The sequence below is a fragment of the Butyrivibrio proteoclasticus genome (genome assembly GCF_900115735.1).
In the GTDB taxonomy this organism is placed as follows: domain Bacteria; phylum Bacillota; class Clostridia; order Lachnospirales; family Lachnospiraceae; genus Butyrivibrio; species Butyrivibrio proteoclasticus_B.
This window is the reverse complement of the sequence record NZ_FOXO01000050.1, coordinates 1-11,010: the sequence shown is the minus strand read 5'-3', so window position 1 is coordinate 11,010 and position 11,010 is coordinate 1. Positions and strand designations below refer to the sequence as shown.

Genomic DNA, 11,010 nt, shown 5'->3' with positions numbered 1-11,010 from the left:
CCTTGCAATACGTAGGCTAAAAAGAGATCTTAGTTTCCAGTGGATCAAAGATGGATATGAGGCAACTGTGAAGAATCATAAGAAAGCAGTGGTTGGACTTTCTGTAGCATTTGAAACTTTGGGAAAATATGAGCAGTCGAAGCGGGTGTATGACGAACTTGGCAGTATTAAAGGCCTTGGTTCTGAGAATATCAAATGTCTTTTGAATATGGGAATTGATAACGTGGGGCTGCTTGTTCTTCTTGCCCGTCAAAAGAGATGGGAGTGGCAAGTATTTGGAATTGGTGACTATGCAGCTACGCATATAGAGAAGCTGCTATATGATGAGGGCCTGGATGTGGATATTCAGGATAGAAGTCATTTTGTTTGAGAGGGTTAAATAACTGTTAAAAAGGAGACATCATGTTAGACAACAAAGGATTTGATTTATGGGCAGATGGATACGATGCTGCTGTAGGACTGTCAGAGGAAGAAAATAGCTATCCCTTTGCAGGATATAAGGAAGTTTTAGGCGGTATTTTTAAAGAAGTTATGACTAAGGAAAATGCCAAGGTTTTAGATATTGGATTCGGTACAGGAACACTTACAACAAAACTATATGAAAATGGTTGTGAAGTGTATGGTCAGGACTTCTCGCAGAGAATGATTGAGCTGGCAAAAGAAAAAATGCCAGATGCAAGTTTATATCAGGGTGATTTCTCAAAAGGGCTGGTTCCTGAACTAAGTAATTGCAAGTTTGATTACATCATTGGTACATATTCTCTGCATCATCTAACAGATGAGCAGAAGGTTTCCTTTTTTACAGGGTTACTGTCTCAATTAAATGAAGATGGAAAATTGCTTATCGGTGATGTTGCCTTCAAGACTAGAGTTGAACTTGAAAACTGTAAGTCAGAGGCGGGAGATGAGTGGGATGAGGACGAAATATATTTTGTAATAGATGAAATTAAAAAGTCATTTCCACAAACTCAGTTTGAGCAAAAATCTTATTGTTCAGGAATCATTACCATAAAAAATAGTGAAGCGAGGCAGATTTAAATATGATTCGCAAAGCAGAAAAGAAAGACCTGTTTGTATGGTATCATATATATCAGAATAACTCATTTCTTAAGTGTTGGTAGGTGGTTTCTGGACAATTCTATTTTACCATACTTGGTGAGGAGTTATTCATTTTTGTAGCAATAAAAATGCCGTACTTATGCGGCTTTTGGCGTTTCGCAAACGCCTATTTAGAAATAGAGTAAGGGGAGTTTAAAACAATATGAAACAATATACTTTGAAAGTTTATCCGCAGGGACAGTCAAGAAAAACATACAGGGTGATAGAGATATCGGGGAATGATACCCTGGACAGACTATGTGAGGTGATTCTTGCAGCTTTTGATTTTATCCATGAGCATATGTATGAATTTAGTATGACTGGAAAACTATACTCGGATGACAATTATTCCTGTTATCCGGAATATAAAGGACAGCCATCGACTGATACAAAGCTTGATAAGCTGGGACTTCAAAAGGAACAGAAGTTTATCCTGCATTACGATTTTGGAGATGACTGGGTATTTGAGATTCAGGTGCAGGATATACATGATGAAAAGACCCGTGTTATCGCCCATGTGACAGAAGAAAAGGGCAGTGTTGAGCAGTACCCGGATTATGATGACTGGGACGACGATGATGATTATGATTATGATGAAGAACCTGATGAAGCCATTGAAGCCAGAAAAGAGAACAAAAAGTATCTGGATATGTTTTTAAAAGACCTGAAGGCCTCAGGGGTTTCTACTAAGACCATACAGAATCATATGGATAACGTTGATTTTTATCTGACGGATTATCTGCCATTTACAGATGAGGAATACACAGACATGAAAGCAGGAGCAGAGTCTTTTATCCTTCGTGATTTTTTTGGATACTATTATACCCACAAGTGTATGTGGTCAACACCTAATAATCTTAAGACTACCGGTGCCAGCATAAAGAAGTTTTACAAGTGCATGGCAGATCATGGGGAGATAAGCAAAGAAAAATATAAGGAACTGTGTACTCTTTTCAAGGAAGAGATGGCAGACTGGCAGGAAGAGTGTCGCAGATTTAATGACGATGATGATGATGATTTCTTCCTGTATTAAAAACGGCTACTTGATTTGAAACAGAGGCTAATGAATATGAAAAATGATACTAAAAGAGAATGGATTGTAACAGCGATATTGCTAGCAATATCATCATTGTTTGGACTGGCAGGATTTCTCGTTGGTCGTTCTGCATACAAAAAGACTATAAGCAAGTGAGGAAAGAAAAATATGAAATAGCTGTATAAAGTCATCATCGAAAAGACTTTGAAGATATCCATGGAGGGAGAACGCTGGGTGAACTGCCCAGTGTGTAATAATATTACAGTGTATGGCTGATAGAGCTATGCACTGTTGTACGTTTATAGATGGGGAAAATGGTGGGAGAGTTATTGTATGAAAAAGGTTGGAATAGCCATAATAACCGCATTAAATTTTATAGGACTGATTTGCCTGATTTATTATGCAGTGCCATATATTATGCATGACACATCAATTCCAAATCCAGATGCGATGCTTCCGATGTACCGATGGGAAGGTGCAGGGATAACATTGCTGGTAGGAACTATTCCGCTCATTGTGGCAAATTTTCTTGCGTTCATTTTTGTGTGGAAAGAAAAGATAAAGTTTCCTGCAAGGCTTCTGTTCTTTTTGCCAGGTATAATTTGCATATCTCTTGCTACTTCATACTTACTTTATGATGGCAGTGCATCAGCTTCTGATCCTACGCTATTGTGGCTATATGACAAAGGTGGGATAAATGTGATTTGGGGCGATCCGTTGAATGCTATGGACACGCATGGCGGTTTTCATGGGGATGGTAGCAGTCTTCATGTTTATCATTACACCGATAGTTCTATGCAGCCTGAAATGGAAGAGTCAGAATTATGGAAAGAACTGCCGCTTTCAGAAAATGTTTTCAATCTGATAAGAAATACCATTGGTAATGAGTGCGCAGAGGCTATTCCAGAGGTTACAAACGGCTATTATTTCTTCTATGATCGTCATTCGCAGGCCCAAAATCCATATGATGAGTCTGAATTGTGGAACAGACATTCAATAAACTGCACAGTAGCTATCTATGATGCTGATGAGGATATTTTATATGTTTTTGAAGAAGATACATAAGGGAATAAGAATACGTTGTGCGATCGGCTTATTATTGGTATTGATGACCTTTCAGCTATGTGAAGAAGAACTGTTTCCAGGGACAGATAAGAAATATCAAACTATGGTTTATGATGTGGAGTCTGGGAATTTCTGGTTGGGAAAAGATTGTGACCACTTATACTCGTATGGCAAATGTGCAATCGAAAATTACAGAGCTGATACAGATCTGCTTGCATATGTAGAAGGCAAGTGGGAAGTTCCGGAATATCAGACTTTTTATGACTACCTTTGTTCTATGGATTGGCTGAAGACTTCTTAAGAATCATTGTTGAACGAGAAAAAGGATTTTTGAAAGAATAGTTAATTGCTTCTGCTGTTATTGCAGGAGCAATTTTTGTATAAAAGTAATAATATGATTGACATGTATCGTACATCGATATAATTCGTTTATGCCCTTCTTCTCGGTTGGTGGCAGTTATATAGTTCTGGCATATATCTTTTTAGGAATAATACTTAGTATATACAAGTATAAGGATGCTTATCCGCAGCATCTGGATATTGGCATAAGAGTAAAGCTAAAAGATCTGGAAATGTAAACAAGGTACTTCAACTGAATTTATAGAGAGCTTCAAGCGTTGTACTTGGGGCTCTTTTTACGTACAATAAAGGACGTATTGATTATTATAGGGGCAGCATATGTTTCCAATATCCGCCTTGCTTCTTTTTCCTCCATGACATAACTCTCTTTCTGTATTTTTTAGAAGGCCTTCTAACTATAATACGATCCAGTCGGCAGAAACATATCACATGAAAAATATTTTTTCAAAAAATGTAACCATGCTATCATTAATGACGCTATATAGAGTGAAGGCCTTAAAAAAGAAAGAGAGGATCATCTTCATGGATGACTCACAGATTGTAGAGCTCTACTTATCAAGAGATGAATCAGCGATAAAGTATGACATCTTGAACTAAATTCCAGAAATCCGCATATACTGCGGATTTCGTGAGAATATGAATGAAGAGTCAACCAAGCCTCATCGACGAAGTCGATTTAAATTGGCTTGGTTGATGCATTCTTGAGTTGTTGATTCAAGAATGCATACATCACAGAAATACGGGACTAAACTTAAAAGAATAGCCCAAAATGTGCTGTCAGACACAGAAACGTCAGAGGAATGCGAAAATGATGCATACCTTCAGACTTGGAACCTGATACCACCTAACGAACCAAGGACTTATCTTTTTCCCTTTGTTGGAAAGATTGTCCGTAGTCTTGCCATAGACAGGCTCCGTCATGAGAGTAGACAAAAGCGGTCTGCACTGTACTGTGAGCTTACTGACGAGATGCAGGAATGTATCCCGGGAAGTGCTGATGCATCACAGGAATATGATGCAAAAGAACTTATTGAGTGCATAAACAGTTTCCTTGACTCATGCTCTGATGAACAGCGGAACATTTTTGTCAGAAGGTACTGGTACTTTGATTCTGTAACTGAGATATGCACAAAATACTCTCTTCCCAAGAGCAAAGTAAAAACCAGTCTTTTCAGGATGAGGGAGAAATTAAAGAAGCACCTTGTAGATGGAGGATTCAATTTATGAACGAGCATGATTTATTAGATTCCATAGGTGGCATTGATCCAAAGTACATAAACGACGCTGATAAAGCAGTTACAAAGCATCACAAAATAGCACATCTTGGGAGCTACTACCTTGCTGCTGCAGGTCTTTTGCTTGTGGTTGTAGCCGGAATAGTAATCAGATACAATCGCATGGCTCCAGCATATGAATCTATTAATGAAACTGGAGAAGTCACTATGCTTGGAGCTGTTCCAGAAGAAACTGAAGAAGCTGTTCCAGAATTAACTGAAGGATCTCCCATGGTGAGGTCCGGAACTCCCGAATCAGCTGAACAAACAGACGGTCTTGAAGTCACAGAGGATAATAAAGAGATAGCTACAGAAGAATCATTAGAAACAGAGGCTGTTGATTCCGATTATCCCGCGATGGTCATGTACGAAGGGGCAGTCTATAAGGATTCAGGCCAAGAGTTTATCGGCGAGATTTATGAAGATGGCTTACTTCAGGTTTCATCATACACTGATGACGAACCTTTAGAAAATGGACAGCAAAACTTTGACTGGTCATCAGAGACAAAGTTCTTTGTACTTAATGAGGATGCAATAGTTGTATGCATCGATCCAAATGAGGGAATCTGGAGAGTATTCTTTAAGCAGTAATAACATAGGAGGACATTATGAAAAAGAGAATAGTATCAACGATACTGTCACTACTAGTGGTTACCGGAATCATTTCAGGCTGTGGCAATACTGAAACACAGGGCAATACGCAGACCACTTCTAAGGAAGAAGGAATATCTATTTCTGACGAAAACACTGCTGTTGCAACAAATACCAGTATTTCCGATATTCCAGAGGTGGATATCAACATGGATTTCAACAGCTCACTCATAGATTTTATTGAAAAATACGGCTTTGCTGATAAGAACTACATGATATCACCAACCTCTTTTAGGGCTGCTCTGGCACTTGCAGTTTCAGGTGCAGACAGTGAAACCAAAGATGAGCTCTTAAAGGCTATGGGCTTTGACTCCATGGATGAATTGACCGCCTGGTACAAAAGCGTAAATGCCTCAGTAGATTCCTATAATGAATGGTTAAAAACAGCCCGGGATGAATTTAATGAATACCGGGATTATTATGGAGATGATGCGCAGGAGCCGGATGGTGCTTTTGACCTGGAAAACTCAATCTGGCGAAACACGAAGTCCAGTGGCGAACTGTCCCAAAAGTATATGGAATATGTAAAAGAAACCTTTGGTGCAACAGCTGAAAATGTCTCTGAAGACAAGATTACAGATACTGTAAATAACTGGATCAACGATAACACCAATGGCCTTATCCCATCCATCAGTAACGACTTGTCCTATGCGGATCTGGTTCTCGTAAATACCCTGTATCTCCGCACATCATGGATCAATGATTTCTTTGAGGCTGCCACTCAGGAGGGCGATTTCAAGACACTTTCCGGGGAGACAGTAAAAAAAGATTTCATGAACCAGCAGAACAGTTTCAGATACTACGAAGATGAGAGTGGCAAATTTGTTGTCCTCCCCATGAACGGTGGAATAAATGCTGTATTTATCCTTGGTGATGTGGATGATGTGATAGCAAAGATGGCTACTGCGAATTATGAGGAGGTTGCTGTCAAGCTCCCGAAATTTGAATCCGAGACAACATTGTCAGATAATCAGCTAATTGACTTCTGCAAGGCACGAGGTGCTGATGAGGCTTTTTCACCTGATGCAGACTTCTCTGTCATGAGCGATGAGATGCAGCTCTTTATCTCTGACATAATACAGAAAACCAAAATCAAGGTAGATGAGAAGGGCATTGAAGCTGCTGCTGCGACAGCAGTCATGATGACTGAAGGCTGTGTTTTGGAAGAGCCGGAAGTAAAAGAGTTTATAGCAGATGAACCCTTTAAATACATGATTCTCACAGATGGGGAGAATCCAGAACTTCTATTCTATGGACAGCTTGTAGAGTAAATTATTGAAGACTGAGCTTTTGACAGCTCAGCCTTTAAGGCATGCTAATGGGATAATTTTTACCCCATCATCTCTTGTATAAGCCATGTTTCCACCAGTAATTACAATAAGCAAATCGGGTTCTCTGAGTGGTACTTGGTTTTCAGTTTTGTTATATTCACGGACTAGCTCCTGTATTTTTAATAGGTGGCAGGCGCCTTCCTCGATTTTCTTGCTTCCAAGCTTAAATTCAATTAGGGCATATCGTCCATCTTCAATATGTAGAACAGCATCTGCTTCTAAACCATATCGGATGTGATTCCATCTATATCAAGAAGTATTGTGCCCAGATGCTCAGAGTTATATCCGGTAAATATGCAGACGTATTTGATAAAAAAATTGAAAAAAATTTAATAACACCTATTAACAATTAACTAATGTTATCCGATAATAAGAGTGCAAGGAGTATTTTAGCCATTTCCTACACTCTTTTTATTTGTGCAGGAGGGAGTTTACAAGAGTGGGAGGTTCATATGCCAAGAGAAGAGATGCTTCCAAGTGAGAGTGAATGGCTTATAATGGAGACTTTGTGGAATTGTGATCACGATCTTACATCGTCAGAGATAACAGAGAGACTTCCAAAGTCATCCAGCATGACTCAGAGGATGGTAAGGGTGCTTATCAATCGCCTTTGTAAAAAGGGACTTCTTTCATATACAGTAGATCCACATGACAGCAGGGTCTATCACTATACTGCAACTAAAGGAAGGGATGAACTTAGGCGTGAGAAGAGCAGGGCTTTTGCCAACAGCTATTTTGGTGGGAATACTGCCGGAGCTGCATTTGCTTTTTTAGAGAATGAGAAACTTACCAAAGAACAGATTGCAGAGCTTGAGGCTATTATAAAGAAATCTAAGAAACAGTAAACCGGGAATTTGTTAGGAATATCAGATAAATGCTCACGGATGAGCGCATGGAGGACAAGGAATGTCGTTGCAAATGTTTTTACATGAACTATATGAATTTTTCCGTTTTGTATGCGTATACTATGCGACCATACTTGGTTTTTGTGCGCTTATGTCAGTGATTGTGATAGGGATTATCATGTTGCTCAGAAGCACTTTGCTTTCCAAATCCATATTTGGAAAAGCTGCTTTATGGGCCTTGATGATTCCTTGTTTGTTTTGTGGGAAACTGCACTTTTACGTGGAATCGAAGTTGGGCGTAAAACTCTTTTACTGGTGGTATGCAATCTGTGGCAGGTGGCAGATCATCAGCCTTATGTATATGCTTGTTGGGATCTCCCTTGGAGTCTGGCTCATACTTCGTAGAAGAAAACTGCATAGATTAGTACGGGACCTTGATGACTATAAGGAGAATATTTCAAGATTTAAGGTAAAGATTATTGATGGAGACGTTTCATCTTTCTGCACAGGGTGTATGAAGCCAGTCATTGTTATTCCAAGCAGATTAGAGAATGCTCAGCTCCAGACAATAGTAAAACATGAAGAAACACACATAATGCTGGGGCATCTGTGGATTCAACTGCTATGGGAGATAATTCGTGTGCTGCTGTGGCCCAATGTTCTTCTGCATATCGGTGAAAGATATTTAAAAAGAGATCTTGAAGATGTCTGTGATGCCGTAACGATGCAGCGGAATGATATAGGAGCGATTCAATATGGCGAGATCCTTTTGGATAATGCTAAACGACTATCTGGAATAAGAGGAATTTCTGGAGCCGGAAGCGGGTTGTCTTTTTCCTGGGACGATAACTATAAGGTACTCCAGAAGAGATTAGGAAGAATAATGCAGCACAGGAAATATAATCGTAGTGTAATCGTGATGGGAACGCTGCTGTCTATAGTGCTTGTGCTATCGATGATAATTGGGATAAAGACTATTTCCTATGCCAGATATAATCCTATGAACCTTACCGGAATTTTCAGCGAGGAAAAGATGGAAATACTTGCATATGATCGTGACGAATCCATTGTCACTTATGATGATGAGTTTATCTACATCGATTGTGCAGAGCTTAAGCACCAGTGTCCTGAGATCGTAAATGAGGAAAAAGATATTTACTTTTCAGTAGGAGGTTATTACAAGTTCCCGGGAATGGGCGGTGGGAGTGACATTGGATGGGTTAATGCACAGACTATAGCAGATAATGATGGAGTCATTAAGACGGAGAAATACAGCGGAATTGATTTCTGGAACAGGATAATCATGTGGTTATAGGCCGCTAGAAGGGAGGTTTTCATGTCAATGCGGATTGGTGATTATGCCGGCATAAGTGCTGGATATCAGAACAATACAGGTAAAGCAGGTAAGGGTGACAATCTGGAAGATCTGGTGCACCAATTCACAAAGAAGTTGTCTGGAAATAGCTCAGGCATCGAAACAGGAAGCTTTGATGTAAGGGCATAAAAACCATCAAACAAAGGGATTTGAAAGGTGGTGGGTATATGATCGGTTGGGAAACTGAGATAAGAGGCAATACCGAACGAAATGTCAAAAGGCTTTATGATATGAATGACAATCATGTAGGTACTATCTCTATATCACGGCCAAGAAAAACATCTTCAAGCGGAAAGAAAAAGAAAACAGCACTTTACAGCTTCAAGCAGGTATCATCTCAGGTCCTGCAGGCAAAAACATCTACCAAGGCCATGCAGGTATCCAATAGTATCAGGGCTAAGATAGGTCTTTTAAAAAAGCAGCTTAAGAATGGCGATGTGGCCGAAGAAACGGTAGAGCTTGATGAGGAGCTGGATGAGATGGCGCAGGCTCTATCGGGCTCTATGACATCGGAAGATTTGGAACAGCTAAAAGTTAAACATAGATCAGATGAAGCAAGGGATATATTAAAGGCGGATCTCAAGTACCTGAAAGCATTATTTGACCGGTTACAGTCAGAAAAAGAGAATGCAGGAAAGGCAAATTTTACAGGCGCTTACGATAGCGGAGTATCACTTTCACTTGGCGGAGGAATGGATATGCCAGTAATGACAACTCAGGAAGTACAGCAACCGGATATCGGTGGATCGATGGATATTGAAGTGTGAATATATGCATTATTTTTTATCTTAATGATTAACAAATGTTAATAGAATACAAATGGAAATATGTCAAGGTAGAAATACGCATTTGCTGCGTATTTCGTAAGAAAATGAAACATGAGTGAGGGCGACCTTTTGCCTTGGCAAACTTAAAATGTCGCCCCGAATTGATACGAGCGATTTAATCGCGAGTAGCAAAGGAGGCGCAGATGGCTATTTCAAATGTAATGACGAAGTCTCTCTTATCTGCCAGTTCTGCGATGAAGCAGATAAGTAAAGACGGCAAGTACCGGTTCAGTGACTGTTGATGTGAAAGTTTGATGACAAGGAGGTTAAAAATGAGTATGAGTATTAGCAGTAATTATGGAAATTATGGGTATTACAACAATCCTGTAAAAAGTACCCAGTCTGTACAGGAAAAGAAGGAAGAACAGAGAACTTCCATCAATCTGTAAAGAGACCATGAATGCAGCCAATAAGCTGTTTGAGGATTATTACAGCTCAAAGGAGCAGGCAATTTAAGGCTCCGGAAGGGAGGCTTATATGATTCAAGCGATTATTGATTATATCAAGGATCTGTTTGATCCAAGCCCTATCAAATGCAACCGATTTGCTCTGACCAAGGAACAGTATGAGGAATTACAGAGAATAGTGGAGAATGCTCAACAATGATTCTGCTATACCGTATAAGTGTTACATAGATGAATGAGTGGTTGTGGATTACCACTATTTAATAAAATTTTTATATTTTTTAAAGCGAAGCACTATCAGGGTTGACACTCTAAGAACCGATATAAAAAGTGAAAGCTGTAACTATGCTCTTTTTTTGACAACACAGGGAGGTGTTTCATGAAGATACAGCAGAACATGGATGTGCAGAATAGCTTTATTCAGGATCAGACCGGCGTAAATTCTGCGTCTAAATCACATACTAATAACAAAAACAGAGGGGCGATATCAGGTGCAAATCTCACGGGAGATAGCCTGATAGCTCAACGACAGGGCCTTGCAAAAAAGCAGGCTCTTAAAGTCGTGTCCGATGCTTTTGGCGGAGAAAAGAAACTGGATGCCCAGATGCAGGGAATAAAAGATGAGATAAAGCGCCTGCAGGATGAGATCAATGAGAAGAGTGCTGATACAAGAGAAAATGATGCCAAGCTAAAAGAGCTCCAGGAAGAATATGGTATTGATCCGGACAGCAAAGAGCACAAAGA

The 11,010-nt window shown here is 39.7% G+C and carries 16 protein-coding genes; all 16 read left to right on the top strand.

From position 1 onward, the window contains the following. Window positions 1-370 (top strand): hypothetical protein (locus BM146_RS19730; protein WP_177201743.1); only part of this gene is annotated, 370 nt, incomplete at its 5' end. 32 nt (window positions 371-402) lie between these two features. Next, the gene (locus BM146_RS18210) at window positions 403-1,038 is read left to right on the top strand and encodes a class I SAM-dependent methyltransferase (protein WP_074892026.1); all 636 of its coding nucleotides are present in this window, start codon (window positions 403-405) and stop codon (window positions 1,036-1,038) included. A gap of 223 nt (window positions 1,039-1,261) precedes the next feature. Further along, window positions 1,262-2,131, top strand: a complete 870-nt coding sequence (locus tag BM146_RS18205) for an IS1096 element passenger TnpR family protein (protein WP_074892024.1) — start codon at window positions 1,262-1,264, stop codon at window positions 2,129-2,131. Window positions 2,132-2,467: 336 nt separating this feature from the next. Next, window positions 2,468-3,199 carry a hypothetical protein gene (locus BM146_RS18200; protein ID WP_083413650.1) on the top strand — a complete coding sequence of 244 codons (732 nt, stop codon included), beginning with the start codon at window positions 2,468-2,470 and terminating at the stop codon, window positions 3,197-3,199. A gap of 43 nt (window positions 3,200-3,242) precedes the next feature. Then, complete coding sequence (locus tag BM146_RS18195; RefSeq protein ID WP_177201742.1) at window positions 3,243-3,500, top strand: hypothetical protein; 258 nt, start codon at window positions 3,243-3,245, stop codon at window positions 3,498-3,500. Between the two features lie 130 nt (window positions 3,501-3,630). Beyond that, on the top strand, window positions 3,631-3,777 hold the full coding sequence (locus BM146_RS19905) for a hypothetical protein (protein WP_207649945.1): 147 nt from the start codon (window positions 3,631-3,633) through the stop codon (window positions 3,775-3,777). Between the two features lie 253 nt (window positions 3,778-4,030). Next, on the top strand, window positions 4,031-4,156 hold the full coding sequence (locus BM146_RS20235) for a hypothetical protein (RefSeq protein ID WP_278308531.1): 126 nt from the start codon (window positions 4,031-4,033) through the stop codon (window positions 4,154-4,156). Between the two features lie 123 nt (window positions 4,157-4,279). Beyond that, window positions 4,280-4,786, top strand: a complete 507-nt coding sequence (locus tag BM146_RS18190; RefSeq protein WP_074892020.1) for an RNA polymerase sigma factor — start codon at window positions 4,280-4,282, stop codon at window positions 4,784-4,786. Continuing rightward, window positions 4,783-5,424 carry a hypothetical protein gene (locus BM146_RS18185; protein WP_074892018.1) on the top strand — a complete coding sequence of 214 codons (642 nt, stop codon included), beginning with the start codon at window positions 4,783-4,785 and terminating at the stop codon, window positions 5,422-5,424. The genes BM146_RS18190 and BM146_RS18185 overlap by 4 nt, the downstream gene beginning before the upstream one ends. A gap of 17 nt (window positions 5,425-5,441) precedes the next feature. Next, window positions 5,442-6,755 (top strand): serpin family protein, encoded by a 1,314-nt coding sequence (locus tag BM146_RS18180; protein ID WP_074892016.1) that lies wholly within the window; start codon window positions 5,442-5,444, stop codon window positions 6,753-6,755. A gap of 512 nt (window positions 6,756-7,267) precedes the next feature. Then, the gene (locus BM146_RS18170; protein ID WP_074892014.1) at window positions 7,268-7,660 is read left to right on the top strand and encodes a BlaI/MecI/CopY family transcriptional regulator; all 393 of its coding nucleotides are present in this window, start codon (window positions 7,268-7,270) and stop codon (window positions 7,658-7,660) included. A gap of 280 nt (window positions 7,661-7,940) precedes the next feature. Further along, entirely contained in the window at window positions 7,941-8,975 is a 1,035-nt protein-coding gene (locus tag BM146_RS18165; RefSeq protein ID WP_177201741.1) for a M56 family metallopeptidase, read from the top strand. A gap of 21 nt (window positions 8,976-8,996) precedes the next feature. After that, window positions 8,997-9,164 carry a hypothetical protein gene (locus tag BM146_RS19725; protein ID WP_177201740.1) on the top strand — a complete coding sequence of 56 codons (168 nt, stop codon included), beginning with the start codon at window positions 8,997-8,999 and terminating at the stop codon, window positions 9,162-9,164. 38 nt (window positions 9,165-9,202) lie between these two features. Beyond that, window positions 9,203-9,802 carry a hypothetical protein gene (locus BM146_RS18160; RefSeq protein ID WP_074892010.1) on the top strand — a complete coding sequence of 200 codons (600 nt, stop codon included), beginning with the start codon at window positions 9,203-9,205 and terminating at the stop codon, window positions 9,800-9,802. A gap of 537 nt (window positions 9,803-10,339) precedes the next feature. Continuing rightward, window positions 10,340-10,468, top strand: a complete 129-nt coding sequence (locus BM146_RS20230) for a hypothetical protein (protein WP_278308530.1) — start codon at window positions 10,340-10,342, stop codon at window positions 10,466-10,468. Window positions 10,469-10,645: 177 nt separating this feature from the next. Next, window positions 10,646-11,010 (top strand): hypothetical protein (locus tag BM146_RS18155; protein ID WP_143087539.1); only part of this gene is annotated, 365 nt, incomplete at its 3' end.